This window comes from Saccharopolyspora sp. NPDC045941 (assembly GCF_056431445.1).
The window spans coordinates 50,710-66,194 of sequence record NZ_JBWKKU010000020.1; the positions used below are offsets into that span (position 1 = coordinate 50,710).

Annotated in this window: 15 protein-coding genes; 2 read left to right on the forward strand and 13 right to left on the reverse strand. The window is 70.8% G+C overall.

From position 1 onward, the window contains the following. Positions 1 to 264: 264 nt before the first annotated feature. Both AC07FN_RS18215 and AC07FN_RS18220 read right to left on the reverse strand, forming a co-directional pair. Complete coding sequence (locus AC07FN_RS18215; protein WP_478396672.1) at positions 265 to 1,191, reverse strand: carbohydrate kinase family protein; 927 nt, start codon at positions 1,189 to 1,191, stop codon at positions 265 to 267. Continuing rightward, positions 1,188 to 1,796: a TetR/AcrR family transcriptional regulator gene (locus AC07FN_RS18220; RefSeq protein ID WP_452617685.1), complete on the reverse strand. Its 609-nt coding sequence runs from the start codon at positions 1,794 to 1,796 to the stop codon at positions 1,188 to 1,190. The genes AC07FN_RS18215 and AC07FN_RS18220 overlap by 4 nt, the downstream gene beginning before the upstream one ends. 141 nt (positions 1,797 to 1,937) lie before the next feature. Here AC07FN_RS18220 and AC07FN_RS18225 point away from each other — a divergent pair, with 141 nt between their 5' ends. Then, a complete protein-coding gene (locus AC07FN_RS18225; protein WP_478396673.1) occupies positions 1,938 to 3,083 on the forward strand; it encodes an acyl-CoA dehydrogenase family protein in 1,146 nt (381 codons plus the stop codon). A 238-nt stretch (positions 3,084 to 3,321) separates the two neighbouring features. Here AC07FN_RS18225 and AC07FN_RS18230 read toward each other — a convergent pair whose 3' ends face one another. The 11 genes from AC07FN_RS18230 to AC07FN_RS18280 form a co-directional block, all read right to left on the reverse strand. Further along, the gene (locus AC07FN_RS18230) at positions 3,322 to 4,242 is read right to left on the reverse strand and encodes an aldose 1-epimerase family protein (RefSeq protein ID WP_478396674.1); all 921 of its coding nucleotides are present in this window, start codon (positions 4,240 to 4,242) and stop codon (positions 3,322 to 3,324) included. A 69-nt stretch (positions 4,243 to 4,311) separates the two neighbouring features. Beyond that, positions 4,312 to 5,715 carry an APC family permease gene (locus AC07FN_RS18235; protein WP_478396675.1) on the reverse strand — a complete coding sequence of 468 codons (1,404 nt, stop codon included), beginning with the start codon at positions 5,713 to 5,715 and terminating at the stop codon, positions 4,312 to 4,314. A gap of 102 nt (positions 5,716 to 5,817) precedes the next feature. Continuing rightward, the gene (locus tag AC07FN_RS18240) at positions 5,818 to 7,116 is read right to left on the reverse strand and encodes an MFS transporter (protein WP_478396676.1); all 1,299 of its coding nucleotides are present in this window, start codon (positions 7,114 to 7,116) and stop codon (positions 5,818 to 5,820) included. A gap of 248 nt (positions 7,117 to 7,364) precedes the next feature. After that, complete coding sequence (gene pdxH / locus AC07FN_RS18245; RefSeq protein WP_478396677.1) at positions 7,365 to 8,018, reverse strand: pyridoxamine 5'-phosphate oxidase; 654 nt, start codon at positions 8,016 to 8,018, stop codon at positions 7,365 to 7,367. Positions 8,019 to 8,319: 301 nt separating this feature from the next. Then, a complete protein-coding gene (locus tag AC07FN_RS18250) occupies positions 8,320 to 9,210 on the reverse strand; it encodes an urea transporter (RefSeq protein WP_478396678.1) in 891 nt (296 codons plus the stop codon). Continuing rightward, a complete protein-coding gene (locus tag AC07FN_RS18255; RefSeq protein WP_452617692.1) occupies positions 9,207 to 9,974 on the reverse strand; it encodes an urease accessory protein UreD in 768 nt (255 codons plus the stop codon). Before AC07FN_RS18255 ends, AC07FN_RS18250 begins: the two co-directional genes overlap by 4 nt. 114 nt (positions 9,975 to 10,088) lie before the next feature. Next, positions 10,089 to 10,805 (reverse strand): urease accessory protein UreG, encoded by a 717-nt coding sequence (gene ureG / locus AC07FN_RS18260; protein WP_452617693.1) that lies wholly within the window; start codon positions 10,803 to 10,805, stop codon positions 10,089 to 10,091. After that, positions 10,795 to 11,487 (reverse strand): urease accessory protein UreF, encoded by a 693-nt coding sequence (locus tag AC07FN_RS18265; protein WP_478396679.1) that lies wholly within the window; start codon positions 11,485 to 11,487, stop codon positions 10,795 to 10,797. The genes ureG and AC07FN_RS18265 overlap by 11 nt, the downstream gene beginning before the upstream one ends. A 133-nt stretch (positions 11,488 to 11,620) precedes the next feature. Beyond that, positions 11,621 to 13,348: an urease subunit alpha gene (locus tag AC07FN_RS18270; RefSeq protein ID WP_478396680.1), complete on the reverse strand. Its 1,728-nt coding sequence runs from the start codon at positions 13,346 to 13,348 to the stop codon at positions 11,621 to 11,623. Further along, positions 13,329 to 13,712 carry an urease subunit beta gene (locus AC07FN_RS18275; protein WP_452617696.1) on the reverse strand — a complete coding sequence of 128 codons (384 nt, stop codon included), beginning with the start codon at positions 13,710 to 13,712 and terminating at the stop codon, positions 13,329 to 13,331. The genes AC07FN_RS18270 and AC07FN_RS18275 overlap by 20 nt, the downstream gene beginning before the upstream one ends. Before the next feature lie 53 nt (positions 13,713 to 13,765). After that, positions 13,766 to 14,068, reverse strand: coding sequence for an urease subunit gamma (locus tag AC07FN_RS18280; protein WP_452617697.1), 303 nt, complete (start codon positions 14,066 to 14,068; stop codon positions 13,766 to 13,768). Positions 14,069 to 14,347: 279 nt separating this feature from the next. On the opposite strand from AC07FN_RS18280, the gene AC07FN_RS18285 reads away from it, so the two are divergent. Next, positions 14,348 to 15,475 carry a citrate synthase 2 gene (locus AC07FN_RS18285; RefSeq protein WP_478396681.1) on the forward strand — a complete coding sequence of 376 codons (1,128 nt, stop codon included), beginning with the start codon at positions 14,348 to 14,350 and terminating at the stop codon, positions 15,473 to 15,475. The last annotated feature ends 10 nt before the right edge of the window (positions 15,476 to 15,485 follow it).

Here is a 15,485-nt window from a genome sequence, read left to right on the forward strand (position 1 = left end):
CGTTGGGGTCCTGTCAGTAGTCACGCTAGACCGCAGTGGGGTCCCAGCGCAGCAATCGCGTTTCGGCTTTTTGGCAGGTGGGACCACGATCACATCACATCGGGGCGCTTCCGGCGGAAAATTTTCGACGCTCCGAAGCCGGACGAGCAGTTCATCGTGACCAACGAGCCCGTCCGATCGGTCTAACCCGATCTCGACCGGTCGGCCTCGCGCGGTTTACCTCACAAGGTGTCCTCGCGCACGTCAGACGCGGTTCGCCGGCCGTCAGGCCAACTCGGCGGCCCATGGCGGCTCGGCACCCGGTCGGGAGACGGTGACCGCAGCGGCGGCCGCGGCGAACCGCAGCGCCTGCTCCCACTGCTCCCGGTCGAGCGCGCGGACGGCGTCCGCCGACAGCGCGTCGTTGCGGTGCAGCCACGCGAGCAGGGCGCCCTGCACGGTGTCGCCCGCGCCGATGGTGTCGGCGACCTCGGCGCGCACGCCCGGCACCGACACCTCACCGTCGCCGGTCACCGCGGTCAGCCCGTCGGCTCCCCTGGTCAGCACCACGGCCGCCGGGCCGCTGCGCTGCCACTCGCGGGCCGCGGCGAGCACGTCTCCGCCATCCGCGAGCCATTCGGCGTCGTCGTCCGAGACCTTCAGCAGCCCCACCGACGGCAGCCAGGAGGCGAACCGCGCGCGGTAGGCGTCGGGGTCGGCGATCAGGTCGGCGCGGATGTTCGGGTCCAGCGCGACGAACCGGCCGCGCGCGGCCTCCCGGAACAGCACCTCCTCGTACACCGAGGCGCCGGGTTCGAGCACCATGCCGAGGGTCCCCAGGCAGAGGGCGGTGGCGTGCGCGGGCAACGGCCGGTCCGCGACGAAGCGGGCGGCGGTGCCTTCGGTGTGGAAGCTGTAGCGGGCCGAACCGTCCTCGGCCAGCCCGACCACGGCCAGCGTCGTCGGCTCCGGGCCGCGCTGCACCAGGTCGACGTCCACCTCGGAAGACCGCAGGCGTTCGAGGAGCTTGTCGCCGAACTGGTCCGTGGACAGCCGGGCGAAGAACGCGGCGGGAACCCCGAGCCGCCCCAGCGCGATCGCGACGTTGTACGGACCCCCGCCGAGGCGCGGGTGCAGCGGCCCGAGCTCGCCGTCCGCCGTGGACGGGTCCGGAACGAGGTCGACGAGGGCCTCACCGCCGATGACGATCACTTTTCCTCCACTGTGTACTGGGCGGTCAGCCCGCCGAGCAGGAACTGCGACAACGCCTCGAAGGCCGCCGCGTCGGACAGGCCGGTGCGCTCGCCGATCTCGCCGCGCTGGATGCCGACGATGGTCAGCCCGACCATCTCGCCGACGAACGCGGCGTGCACCTCCCGGAACACGCCCTGCCGCACGCCCTCGCCGATGAAGCCGCGGAGCCGGTCCGCGGCGGCGTGCGCGTTGGCCTCGTAGGTGGTGCGGGTCGCGATGTTGGCGGCCATGTCGTCGATGAACTCGCGGGACGCCGGGCGAAGCGCCTCGGCCGCGGCATCCAGGTACGCCCGCACCTTCTCCCGCACGTCCTCGGCCGCCGCGACCCGCTGCTCGACCAGCTGTGTGGCGCTCTTGAAGTAGTGGGCGACGACGCGGACGGCGAGCTGCTCCTTGCTGCTCGCCAGCGTGTACAGCGTCGACTTGGAGCAGTGCAGCCGGGCTGCCAGGTCGTCCAGCGTGAAGTGCGAGAACCCCTCCGCGAGGAACAGGTCGCGCAGCCGGTCCAGCAGCTGGGCCCGCCGCGCGTTCACCGGTCGGCGACGGCCTTCGGAGGTGGTCATCGGACGAAGCCTGCCACAGCACCCTCGAACGGTTGCGCGGGTTCCTACTGGTAAGACTCACACAGTACTGCAAAGCGTCCTGCAGTACCGTTACCAGTACTACCGGCAGCTGTCACACTGGCATCAGGAGCGCGATTCGCCATGGCCGTCCCACGCCTGCTTCCCACCGCAGAAGCCACCGACCTGCTCGCGCTGACACGCGAGATCGCCCGCGATGAGCTCGCCCCCCGCGCGGCGGGCGACGAGGCCGCGGAGAAGTTCCCGCGCGACGCCTTCCGGCTGCTCGGCCAGGCCGGTTTCCTCGGCCTGCCCTACCCGGAGGAACACGGCGGCGGCGCCCAGCCGTACGAGGTGTACCTGCAGGTGCTCGAAGAGCTAAGCAGCGCCTGGATGACCGTCGGCGTCGGCCTGTCGGTGCACACCATGAGCTGCTACCCGCTGGCCCACTTCGGCAGCGCGGAGCAGCGCTCCCGCTGGCTGCCGGAGATGATCGGCGGCGAACTGCTCGGCGCGTACGCGCTGTCCGAGCCGCACGCCGGCTCCGACGCGGCGGCGCTGAGCACGCGGGCCGCGCGGCAGGACGACTCGTACGCCGTCAACGGGGCCAAGGCCTGGATCACGCACGGCGGTGTGGCGGACTTCTACACGCTCATGGCCCGGACCTCGGACAACGGGCCACTCGGCATCAGCTGCCTGCTCGTCGACGGCGGCACGGCGGGGCTTTCCGCCGGCCCGCCCGAGCACAAGATGGGGCTCACCGGCTCGCCGACCACGCCGCTGTACTTCGAGGACGCGCGGGTGCCCGCGGAGCGGCTCATCGGAGCCGAGGGCCACGGGCTGAAGATCGCGCTGTCGGCGCTGGACTCCGGCCGCCTCGGCATCGCGGCCTGCGCGGTCGGGCTGGCGCAGGCGGCGCTGGACCTCGCGGTGGACTACGCGAAGCAGCGGCAGCAGTTCGGGCGGCCGATCATCGAGTTCCAGGGCCTGGAGTTCCTGCTCGCCGACATGGCCGCGGCCGTGCACTCGGCCCGGGCGACGTACCTCGACGGCGCGCGGCGCCGGGACGCCGGGCTGCCGTTCGGGCAGCAGGCGTCGGTGGCGAAGCTCGTCGCGACGGACGCGGCGATGAAGGTGACCACCGATGCCGTCCAGGTGCTCGGCGGCGCGGGCTACACCCGCGACTTCCCGGCGGAGCGCTACATGCGCGAGGCGAAGGTCCTGCAGATCTTCGAGGGCACCAACCAGATACAGCGCATGCTCATCGCCCGCCACCTCGCCAAGTCCTGACCTCGCCCGCCACCTCGCCAAGTCCCGACCTCGCCCCCACCCACCTGGCCAAGTCCCGACCTCGCCCCCGCAATTTCAATGGAAATTGCGGAAGTCATCCACACCGTCTATCCACAACCTCCGGCGTGTCGTGCACCCGACACGCCGGAGGTCCGCAATTTCAATGGAAATCGAAGGTCCGATTTCCATTGAAATTGCGGGCGTGGAACCGGGGTTCCGCGTAGTGGAAGGGTTGGCGTCAGAGGGGTTTGAGGCCCCAGTGGCCGATCCAGTTCTCGCCCGGTTGCAGGACCAGCAGGTCCACCCCGGAGTTCAGGGCGTCCGGCGGGCAGGTCATCGGCTCGATCGCGATCGCCCTGCCCCGCCCCGGGAAGTCGTCCGGCGTGTAGACCTGGACCCACTTGAACACCGGGTCGGCCCACAGCTGCACGCCGTGCCCGCTCGGATCGGTGAGGCTGTGGCGCACGAGGTCGTCGCCCGGCGCCGGGGTCGCGCCGCCGAAAGCGGTGTCCAGTAGCACCCCGGCCAGCCGGCGCCCGGTGCGGAAGTCCGCCTCGTCGCCCTGCAGGCCCCGCGGCGGCCGCACCGGGAGCAACCGGTCGGCGTCCACCGGCAGCACCGTCGCCGCCGCCAGGCGGAGCGTGCAGTCGTCGGTCGCGGCGTTGCCCGCGCGCGGATACGGGTGCACGCCGACCCCGAACGGAACCGCCCGCGCCCCGAGGTTCTCCACGGTGTGCGTGACGGTCAGGCCGTCCTCGTCCAAGGCGTAGCCGATGGACGTCAGCAGCGGCACCGGCCAGCCCGGCTGCGCGGGCACCATCGCGTGCAGGACCACTGTGGACTCCGCGTGCTCGACGAGGGTCCACGCGGTGTGCCGCAACAGGCCGTGGATCGCGTTCTGCCGCGCGGGCTCGGTCAGCGGCAGCTGCTGCGGCTCCCCGTCGAACAGCCAGCGGCCCCCGGCGACCCGGTTCGGCCACGGCACCAGGACCCCGCCCGCGCCGCCCGGCGGCAGCCGGTCCGCGTCGAAGGACTCCGCGTACGGCACCCCGTCGACCTCGAAAACCCGAAGCGCCGCACCGACTTCGGTGACCACGGCGCGCGCGGCGCCGGATGTGATCTCGAACTGCCGCCCGGTGGCGGGAACAGGCTCGTGCACATCGCCACTGTAGGAGCAGAAAGCCCCCCGAGCCGACGGAATCGGCTCGGAGGGCCCTCAGGTCGCGGATTACTTGCCCAGCTTCGCGGCGTCGAACTTCTGCTGACGACCGCCGATGAGGAAGTTGATCGCCCAGAAGATCACGCCGATGCCCAGCAGGATGCCGGCGATGATGTACTCCGTGCCCGGCCGGCCGGACAGCGGGCTGGCGAAGAACGCGCAGGTCAGCGCGCCCAGCACCGGCACCCAGGTGGGCGCCTTGAAGTGCTTGTGCTCGACCTTGTCCTTGCGCAGGACCAGCACCGCCACGTTGACCACCGCGAACACCACGAGCAGCAGCAGCGAGGTGGTGCTGCCCAGGTCGGAGATCTTCAGCGAGCTCACCAGGGCCACCGCGATGATGCTGGTGAACACGATCGCCACCCACGGCGTGCGCCGCGTGCGGTGCACGAGCCCCAGCTGCTTCGGGATGATGCGCTCCTGCGACATGCCGTAGACCAGGCGGCTGGCCATCAGCATGTTGATCAGCGCGGTATTGGTCACCGCGAACAGCGCGATCAGCGAGAACAGCAGCGGCGGGAACCACGGCGCCGCGGCCTTCACGACCAGCAGCAGCGGCCCGTCGGACTCCGCCAGCGTGTCGGTCGGCACCAGCGTCGAGGTGATCAGCGCGATCACCAGGTAGATCGAAGCGGTGATGACCATGCCCACCAGCAGCGCCCGCGGGAAGGTCTTGGCCGGGTCGCGGGTCTCCTCGGCCATGTTCACCGAGTCCTCGAAGCCCACCATCGCGAAGAACGCCAGCGCGGTCGCCGAGGTGATCGCCAGCAGCGGCGAGGTGCCGGCGTTGAACTCCAGCAGCCGGCTCGGGTCCGGATCGACGTCGGGGCTGTGCGTCCCGGAGATCAGCGCGACGAGGCCGAAGACGATCACGATCGCCAACCCGGTGAGCTCGATGCAGGTCAGCACCACGTTCATCTTCACCGACTCGCCGACGCCGCGGAAGTTGATCGCGGCCAGCAGGAGCAGGAAGCCGATCGCCACGAGCCAGGCCCACGAGGAGACGCCGTCGCCGACGATCGCCTCCAGGTAGTCACCGCTGAACGCCTGCGCGGCCGATGCGGCGGAAGTGATGCCAGAGCACATCACCGCGAACGCGATGATGAAGGTCAGGAAGTGCACCCCGAACGCCTTGTGCACGTACAGCGGCGCGCCGCCCGCCTTCGGGTACTTCCCGACGAGTTCCAGATAGCTGAACGCGGTCAGGAAGGCGACCACGAAGGCGACCAGGAACGGAACCCACAGGGCCCCGCCGACCTTGCCGGCGACCTTGCCGGTCAGCGAGTAGATCGTGGTGCCGAGGATGTCTCCGACCACGAAGAAGAGCAGCAGTTTCGGGCCCATCACCTTCTTGAGGCCAGGCTCCTGCGCACCGCCGGGCGCGTCGTCGTTCACGGTCGTCTCGTTGGCCATAGCTGAGAAGTGTGCAATGCGGTTGGTCCAGCTGTCTGCCCACCCCTGGTCGAACTGCACTGCTGCGGTCGGCTCAGGCGTGGCAGCCTGCCCAGTCCGCGATCACTGCTGCTCGGAAACGGGTGCCCGGTAGCGCCAGAAGGCGGGCAGCAGGGCCGCCGCGATGACCGCGCCGACGACGACCAGGACGCCGCCGACTGTGACCGCCGCCGCAGTCCCGACCGCCGCGCCCGCCAGGCCGTGCAGCGTGTCGGCCAGCCGCGGGCCGCCCGCGACGACGACGGTGAACACGCCCTGGATGCGGCCGCGCATCTCGTCGGTGGCCGCCGTCTGCATGATCGAACTCCGGTAGACCATGCTCACCAGGTCCGCGCCACCGCCCAGGGCCAGGAAGAACACCGCCAGCCACAGCGAATCCGACCAGCCGAACCCGATCACCGAGATGCCCCACGCCACGACCGCGGCGGTGACGCCGACGCCGTGCCGCGCGATCCGGTGCAGCCAGCCGGAGAACACGCCGAACGCGAACGCGCCCAGCGGGATCGCCGCGAACAGCCAGCCCAGCGCCGCCCCGCCGCCCGGCGGGTCGCCGAAGGTGCGCTCCGCCATCTCCGGGAACAGCGCCCGCGGCATGCCGAACACCATCGCGATGATGTCCAGCAGGAACGACGCCAGCAGCACGGAATGCATCGCGAGGTAGCGGAATCCATCCAGCACGGCGCGCAGCCCGGCGCGCTTCGGGGCGCCTTCCTGCGGCGGCAGCGGCGGAAGCCGGAACACCGCCCACAACGCCGCGCACAACGCCACCGCGTCCACCAGGTACAACACCGAAAGCCCCAGCACCGGCAGCAACACGCCGGCCAGCAGCGGGCCGATGATCGAGCCGAGCTGGAACACCGTGGCCCCGAGCGCCTGCGCCGACGGCAGCAGGTGCACCGGGATCAGCCGGGCGATCGCGGCGCCGCGAGTGGGCATGTTCACGGCGAAGAACGTCTGCTGCGCGGCGAAGAGGATCAGCACGAGCCACACCGACTGGACGTTCGCCGCGGCCACCACCCACAGCAGCACCGCGCTGGCGGCCAGGCCGCCGTTGGTGATCAGCAGCAGCTTGCGGCGGTCGACGGTGTCCGCGATCGCGCCGCCCCACAGACCGAACACCAGCAGCGGCACCAGGCCGAAGATCCCGGCGAGGCCGACGTAGGCGGAGGAACCGGTGATGTCGTAGAGCTGCTTGGGCACCGCGACCGCGGAGAACTGCGCGCCGACGGCGGTGACGATGTTCGACAGCCACAGCCGGCGGTACGCCGGGTACTTCAGCGGCCGGGTGTCGAGGAAGACCTTGCTCAGCAGGGACCTGATGGATCGACGGGACGAGGTCGAGGTTCCGCTGCTGGGCTGCACAGATGCAAAACAGTAGCGATTAGACCGGCTAACGGCATTCTATTTTTCGCCCCGTGTGACCGATGTCTAACACCCACCGGAAGAACCGGACAAAATTCGCCCGCCGCCGACCCGACGCGCGAACAGCCTTCCCCACCTGCGAGAACGCCGATTCAAGGGCGGTAAAACGCAATTTCGCGAGAATTCGACACCCACCGGGCGAACGTCGTCTTCTCGCGAAATTGCGCGCTGTTCGGGTGACGCCGGACTCAGGGGGCGAGGCGCTCGACGGTCCAGAGGTCGTTGGTGCGGCGGAAGCGCAGCCGGTCGTGCAGGCGGTCCGGGCGTCCCTGCCAGAACTCCACCGACTCCGGGCGGATCCGCCAGCCGCCCCAGTGCGGCGGCACCGGCACCTTCTCGGCTTCGGCGAAGCGCCGCTCGATGCCGCTCAGCGACGCCTCCAGCGCGGCGCGGTTGGCCACCACCCGCGACTGCGGCGAAGCCCAGGCGCCCAGCTGGGAACCGCGCGGGCGCTCGCCCCAGTACTCGGCGGTCTCCGCGGACGCGACCTTCTCCACCGTGCCGCGCACGTTGACCTGGCGCTGCAGGCCCAGCCACGGGAAGGTGGCGGCGGCGACCCGGGTGGCCTTGAGGTCGTGGCTCTTGGTCGAGGTGTAGTTGGTGAAGAACACCACGCCCCGCTCGTCGAATCCCTTGCACAGCACGGTGCGCGAGGACGGGATGCCTTCGGCGTCGGCCGTGGCCAGCACCATCGCGTTCGGCTCGACCAGGTCGGCCTGCACCGCCTCGTCGAACCACAGCTGGAGCTGCTCGTGCCAGGTGGTGGCGAGCGAGGACTCGTCCAACGCCCCCGCCTCGTAGGACACCCGCATGGACGGCAGCGCGACGTTGGCCTCCGACATCCTCTTCCTCCCTGACTCGCCCGGCAGCGACATGACTCGACTTCTCCGGCTGTTCGCCGGACGGTACGGGCTGGACCGGCCGGCGCGACACGTTTGGTGGCGCCAGCCACGCGTACGACGGTAAACGGGATCCGAACGCACGCCGAATCAGCGGTGCTTCACGATCGATTCCGCAACCGATGCAGTGATCGTTCCCACACTCGTTCGGACGCCCGAAGATCGGGAAACCACCCGCCAGAACCCGCCATCTCGCACCTTCCGGTGAAATGACCTTTAGCAGCCAAAACGGCACAAACCGGGCTCAATTCGACCCGCGGTACCGCCGGTGCAGATCCGCGGTCCACATCACCAGGACGAACGGGAACGTGGTCGGCACCAGACCCACCGCCTCGATCGCGCCGTGCAGCAACAGCACCGCGGGCACCGCGAGGACGCACGAGCGCCAACCGCGCCCGGTGCTCAGCAGCCCGACCACGACCAGGACCGCGTTGAAGCCGTACACCCCGACGCTGACGTCGGGCGGCGTGACCGGCAGCAGCTCGACCGCGAGCACCGACACGGCGGCGCCGCAGAACGCGCCCACGGCCAGCCGGAACCGCACCAGCGCCAACCCGATCAGCATCACCACGCCCGGCAGCCAGCCGCTGACCAGGAACACCTCCGACTCGGCGGTGAACAGGCCGAGGTAGTCGCCGTGCAGGCCGAGCACCGGCGACGGCGACGTCGCGGCCGCGGGCGCCCAGTCCAATCGGTGTCCCAAGTAGACGGTCAGCCAGTAGGTGAACACGAAGGGGGCGGTGCGGGCAGGGACCGCGAGGAAGGCGTCCGCGATGCGCATCAGCACCGTCGCGACGACCGCCCCCGCGGTTCCGACCAGCAACGCCAGTCCCAGCGGCTGGAAGGAGCCGACCGCTCCCAGCACCACCAGCGTTCCGTTGAAGCCGAACAGGCCCTGGCCTATTCGCTCGTGCGGCACCCGCAGCGCCGCCGCGGTCAGCACGCCCACGGCGCTGCCGAAGAGCGCGGCCAGCGCGAGCTGCGGGCCGGCCAGCAGCAGCGCGACCACGAACAGCAGTCCGGTGGGCACGCTGTCCTGCAGGTACACCTGTGAAATGCCCGTGGGCACGGCGCGCAGCAGATGCCGCGCGCCGTGCCGCACTTCGGGCTCCGTTGCCTTCGAAGTGGCATTCACCAGTTGTGAACCCCTAGTTCCTTCGCCTCCGGGTGGTGCTCCATCGCCTCGGCGAGCCGGCGCTCCGCGGTCACGGCGTTCTCGCCCAGCGCGGTGGCCAGCGCACCTCCCGCGGCCAGCGGCACCAGCGACCACCACTCGCCGCTGACCGGCTCGGCGGGATCGTCGCCCCACACGACCGTCTCGGTCGCGAGCACCCGCGCCCCGGCGAGGTAACCCGTGCTCGCCCCGAGCCGGTCCGCACCGATGTCCAGCCGCTGCCGGAGCAGCGGAATCCCCGATCGGACCAGGTGCGTCGTGGTGGTCATCCGGCCGGGCTGTTCGCCGTACCGGCCGAGCACCAGCGTCTCCCGGCACCTGGCCCGCGCGCCGTCACCGAGCTCGATGGTCGTCTCGGCCTGGTGATCGGCGCGGGCGCTGATCACCATGGCCTCCGGCAGGTAGTCGACGACGCCCCCGTCACCGACCTCGATGTGCACGGTGGCCCGGCTCGTCTCGCCGTGCGGGCCCGGCAAGGCGATGGAGGCGGCGGTGCCACGCAGCCGGAGCCGGGCGCCCGGCCCGACCCGGACGCGCAGGTCGACCTGGTCGCCACCGACCGGCGTGGCCGCCGAGTTGACCAGGTGCACCACGGCGGTGCCGTCCGGACTGGCCGTCACCGTGCGCCGCGGCAGCAGCGTCATCGGTGCTTCCGAGCGGAGCTCCCGCACGACGCTGCGCCCGCCGGTCCCGAGCTCCACCCTCAGCAGCGCACTGGCGCGCACGCCGCACCACCTTCCGCCGCGGCGATTTCGCGCGAAATCAGCACCTGCCGCGCGTGGGGGGCGGCGACTTCGCGCGAAATCGCCGCCCCTCCCCGCGCGGGCGAGAGCCGGCCCTCAGGCACTGACGCCGACCTTGACCTGCTCGCGGACCCAGGTGGAGACGTCGGGTGCGTTCGGGGTTCGGGTCAGCGACTGGGTGATCACCGGGAGCTCGCCGCGCATCCGGTGCGCGTCGGAGACCATGACCTCCATGTCGGCCCCGACCAGCTCGGCCAGGTCGATCTTGTTGATCACCAGCAGGTCCGCGGTGGTGACGCCGGGGCCGCCCTTGCGCGGCACCTTGTCGCCGCCGGCGACGTCCACCACGAAGATCTGCCGGTCGGCCAGTCCGCGGCTGAACACCGCGGTCAGGTTGTCGCCGCCGCTTTCCACGATGACCAGCTCCAGCCCGGGGTGCCGCTCGGAGAGCCGGTCCACCGCGTCCAGGTTGGCGGTGATGTCGTCGCGGATGGCGGTGTGCGGGCAGGCGCCGGTCTGCACGGCCTCGATCCGGTCGGTGTCCAGCACCCCGGCCCTGCGCAGGAAGTCCGCGTCCTCGGTGGTGTAGATGTCGTTGGTCACGACCGCGAGGTTGATCTCCTGGCCCAGCGCGCGGCAGAGCGCCGCGGTCAGCGCGGTCTTGCCGCTGCCGACCGGCCCGCCGATGCCGAGCCGGAACGGGCGCCCGTTCTGCGGTTCGGCCGAGAACGGGTCCGGTTCGGTCGCGGTCGGGTCGAAGTTGACCGGATGCGTGTGACCGTGCCCGTGGCCGTGTCCGTGTTCAGGAAGCAAAGAGACGCACCTCTTCCCGGTGATGGCGATCGTGCGCTTCGGCGAGCAGGTCGAGCGCCGGGGCGCCGGGGGCGGGCAGCTCGGCCGGGTCGAGCCCGGCCACCGCGGCCGCCTCGGCGGCGATCCGGTCGAGGTCGTCGGCCAGCTCGGTGACCACGGCGTTGGCCGCGAACGGGTCCAGCCCGAGCAGTCGGACGCCGGCGGAGGACGGTCCGCTGACGGCCAGATAACCGGCGGCCAGCGCTGCCTCCAGGGGCCCGGCCCCGGCGATGGCCGCCAGCGCGCCGAGCACGATCGGATGGTGTGGCCGCGGGGTCGCGGCCACCAGTTCGGTCAGCACCGGCGACGGCCAGGCGGCCTTGCCGGCGCGGATCATGCCCCGCCCCTGCGCGCGCGAGGCCTCCCGCTGCGCCGGGGACGGGGTGCGGGCGTCGAGTTCGACGTCCAGTGCCCGCCAGTGTCCACTTGAGACACCGCGGGCTGCGGCGTGCGCCGCGGCGGCGGCGAACACCGCTTGCAGGGCGCCCGCGCCGTGCAAGCGCCCGTACAGGAATTCACGCAGGCCGCCGATTCCCGTGATCAGCCCCCGTGCGGCGGTCTCCTCGACGCCGCCGGAGTGCACGTGCCCCCCGCCGGGGAACCGGGAGTCCGCGAGTGCCAGCACCGCAAGACCGGCTCGCACCGCTCTCCCTCCAAACCGGACGAGACGAACCTCATCCGTTCCAGTGACAGGGGTCCGCAATTTCAATGGAAATCGAAGGTCCGATTTCCATTGAAATTGCGTTCCCGCTCGATACTCCGCTGCTTCCTGCCTGTCAGAACAGGAAGTAGCGCTGCGCCATCGGCACCTCGTCGACCGGGTTCGGCCTGACGCGCTCGCCGTCGATGTCCACCTGGAACTTGTCCGGGTCGACCTGGATGTCCGGGGTGGCGTCGTTGTTCAGCATGTGCTCCTTGCCCACCGACCGCGTGCTCTCGACCGCGACCAGCCGCGAGCTCAGCTGGAGCTGCTCCGGCAACTGGGCGTCCAGCGCAACCGGAGCCACGAAGAACACGCTGCTCGCCGCAGCCGCGCGCGGCTGCGCTCCGAAGCTCGGCCGCGCGATGTAGGGCTGCGGCGTGGGGATCGACGCGTTCGCGTCACCCATCGCCGCCCACGCGGCGAACCCGCCCTTGAGCACGATGTGCGGGCGGACGCCGAAGAACTTCGGGTCCCACAGCACCAGGTCGGCCATCTTGCCGACCTCGACGGATCCGACGTGCTTGGCGATGCCGTGCGCGATGGCCGGGTTGATCGTGTACTTCGCGACGTAGCGCTGAGCCCGGTTGTTGTCCGCGCGCCCGTCGCCGGGCAGCGATCCGCGGCGGCGCTTCATCACGTGCGCGGTCTGCCAGGTGCGCATGATGACCTCGCCGATGCGGCCCATCGCCTGCGCGTCCGAGCTCATCATCGAGATCGCGCCGAGGTCGTGCAGGATGTCCTCGGCCGCGATGGTGGTCTCCCGGATGCGGCTCTCCGCGAAGGCCACGTCCTCGGGCACCGCCGGGTTCAGGTGGTGGCAGACCATCACCATGTCGAGGTGCTCGTCGATGGTGTTGACGGTGTGCGGCCGGGTCGGGTTGGTCGACGAGGGCAGCACGTGGGGCTGCGAGGCGAGCCGGATGATGTCCGGTGCGTGCCCGCCACCGGCACCTTCGACGTGGAACGCGCTGATCGAGCGGCCGTTGATGGCCTCCAGCGTGGATTCGTAGAAGCCCGCCTCGTTGAGCGTGTCGGCGTGCAGCGCGACCTGGACGCCGGACTCCTCCGCCACCCGCAGCGCGCTGTCCAGCACCGCCGGCGTGGCGCCCCAGTCCTCGTGGATCTTGAAGCCGCCCGCGCCGGCGCGCAGCTGCTCCCACAGCGCCTCGCCGCGCATCGTGCTGCCCTTGCCCAGCAGCAGCACGTTGACCGGCAGGTAGTCCAGGGCCTGCATGGTCCGGCCGAGGTTCCAGGCGCCAGGCGTGACCGTGGTGGCCTTGCTGCCCTCACCCGGGCCGGTGCCGCCGCCGATCAGCGTGGTCAGCCCGGAGGCGAGCGCGGTGTCGATCTCCTGCGGGCAGATGAAGTGCACGTGGGAGTCGATGCCGCCGGCAGTGAGGATCTTGCCGTTGCCGGCGATGATCTCGGTGGACGGCCCGATGACCAGCGAGTTGTCCACGTCGTTGTTGGCGCTGGGGTTGCCGGCCTTGCCGATGCCCACGATGCGGCCGTCGCGGATGCCCACGTCGGCCTTGACCACGCCCCAGTGGTCCAGGATGACGGCCCCGGTGATCACCACGTCCGGCGTGCCCTCGGCGCGGATCGCGGCGGACTGCCCCATCGACTCGCGGATGACCTTGCCGCCGCCGAACACCACCTCGTCGCCGGACCCGGTGGACCCCTGGCTGCGGTCCTCGGTGACCTCGATCAGCAGATCGGTGTCGGCCAACCGGATCCGGTCGCCGGTCGTCGGGCCGAACAGCTCGACGTACTGGGACCGGTCAATGAACGATGTGCTCACCGTGGTGTCCCTCGCCTTTCTCGCCGTAGTTGAACGGGGTGGGTTCGTGGTCGCGGGCGTCGAGCTCGCCGGCGTACTCCAGCCGGAGGCCGCGCACGAGCCGGCTGCCGCCGACGGGCACCAGGCTGACCTCGCGGTCCTTGTTCGGCTCGAAGCGCACGGCGGTGCCCGAGGGCACGTCCAGGCGGTAGCCCCAGGCCGCTGCCCGGTCGAATTCCAGGCACGGGTTCACCGCGGCGAAGTGGTAGTGGGAGCCGACCTGCACTGCACGGTCGGCTCGGTTGTTGACGATGATCCGGATGCGCTCTCGGCCCGGATTCAGCTCGATCGGGTCCTCACCGGTGATGATCTCCCCAGGACGCATGGCAGCTCCTCGCGAATGTCGATTCGAGATCGGTGGTCGGCCTGGCCGCCGCGTCAGGTGATCGGGTCGTGCACCGTGACCAGCTTCGTCCCATCCGGGAAGGTCGCCTCGACCTGCACGTTGTGGATCATCTCCGGGACCCCGTCGAGCACCTGGTCGGCGCGCAGCACGCACTTACCGGTCTTCATCAGTTCGGAGACGGACCTGCCGTCCCGGGCACCTTCGACCACGTGGTCGGTGATCAGCGCCACCGCTTCGGGGTAGTTCAGCTTCAGTCCGCGGTCCAGCCGCTCGCGCGCGAGGCGGGCCGCAACGTAGACGAGCAACTTGTCGCGCTCATGAGGAGCAAGATGCATGAAAGCTATTTAACACACGCGGATCGACCCGGCCCGCCGTGTCCTGCGGTTTTACTTCAGACAATTGACGCATTGCAACCTTTTTTCCAAAGTTTTGCCCCGCTAACTAAAATTTTTACACCTTCGGCGTCGCCATGTGATCTAGCTCATTTCGGAGATTTCCCTCACCGCTTCCGATTGCTTCCGCCATGTGGACGGGTGCACTGTGTTCCCGACGCCCCGCCACGTCCCCGGCCCGCGCACGCGCGCGGCCCCGACCACCGAGGAGACGAGGCAGCCATGAGCAAGGCGGACCAGACCGAATTCCGCCCGGGCCTGGAGGGCGTGGTCGCCTTCCAGACCGAGATCGCCGAGCCCGACCGCGACGGCGGCGCGCTGCGCTACCGCGGCGTGGACATCGAAGACCTGGTGGGCACGGTTTCCTTCGACGACGTGTGGGCCCTGCTGGTCGACGGCCGGTTCGGAAACGCCCTGCCGCCCGCGGACGACACGCCGTTGCCGATCCGCACCGGCGACGTGCGGGCGGACGTGCAGGCGGCGCTGGCGATGACCTCGCCGGCCGCCGGTTTCGCGCCGCTGCTGGACATCGACGATGCGCAGGCCCGCGCGCAGCTGGCGCTCTCCTCCGCGCTCGGGCTGTCCTTCGTGGCCCAGTCCGCGCGCGGAGATCAGCCGCCGGTTCCGCACGCCCGGATCGCGGAAGCGGCCACCGCCACCGAGCAGTTCCTGACTCGGTGGCGCGGCGAACCGGACCCGAAGCACGTGCAGGCGCTCGACGCGTACTGGGTATCGGCGGCCGAGCACGGGCTGAACGCCTCGACGTTCACCGCCCGCGTGATCGCCTCCACGGGCGCCGACGTCGGCGCCTGCCTATCCGGCGCGGTGGGCGCGATGTCCGGGCCGCTGCACGGCGGCGCCCCGGCCCGCGTGCTGCCGATGATCGAGGAGGCCGAGCGCACCGGCGACGCGCGCCGGGTGGTGACGTCGATCCTGGACCGCGGCGATCGCCTGATGGGCTTCGGCCACCGCGTCTACCGCGCCGAGGACCCGCGCGCCCGGGTGCTGCGCAACACCTGCGACCAGCTGCGCGCGCCGCGCTTCGAGGTGGCCCGCGAGCTGGAGCAGGCCGCCCTGGCGGTGCTGCGGGAGCGCCGGCCGGACCGGCAGATCGAGACCAACGTGGAGTTCTGGGCCGCGGTGGTGCTCGACTTCGCACAGGTCCCGACGGCGATGATGCCGGCGATGTTCACCTGCGCCCGGCTCGCGGGCTGGTCGGCGCACGTCCTGGAGCAGAAGCGCACCGGCCGCCTGGTGCGCCCGTCGGCGCAGTACACCGGCCCGGACCCGCGCTCCCCGCAGGACGTCGCGGGCTGGGGCTCGATCGACCAGCTGATCGCCTCGGTGTAGCCGCGCCCGC

Coding starts and splice junctions, on each gene's coding strand:
- AC07FN_RS18220 (WP_452617685.1), bottom strand. CDS start 1,796: ATGACCACCTCCGAAGGCCGTCGCCGACCGGTGAACGCGCGGCGGGCC.
- AC07FN_RS18235 (WP_478396675.1), bottom strand. CDS start 5,715: ATGGCCAACGAGACGACCGTGAACGACGACGCGCCCGGCGGTGCGCAG.
- AC07FN_RS18225 (WP_478396673.1), top strand. CDS start 1,938: ATGGCCGTCCCACGCCTGCTTCCCACCGCAGAAGCCACCGACCTGCTC.
- pdxH (WP_478396677.1), bottom strand. CDS start 8,018: ATGTCGGAGGCCAACGTCGCGCTGCCGTCCATGCGGGTGTCCTACGAG.
- AC07FN_RS18275 (WP_452617696.1), bottom strand. CDS start 13,712: ATGCGTCCTGGGGAGATCATCACCGGTGAGGACCCGATCGAGCTGAAT.
- AC07FN_RS18285 (WP_478396681.1), top strand. CDS start 14,348: ATGAGCAAGGCGGACCAGACCGAATTCCGCCCGGGCCTGGAGGGCGTG.
- AC07FN_RS18280 (WP_452617697.1), bottom strand. CDS start 14,068: ATGCATCTTGCTCCTCATGAGCGCGACAAGTTGCTCGTCTACGTTGCG.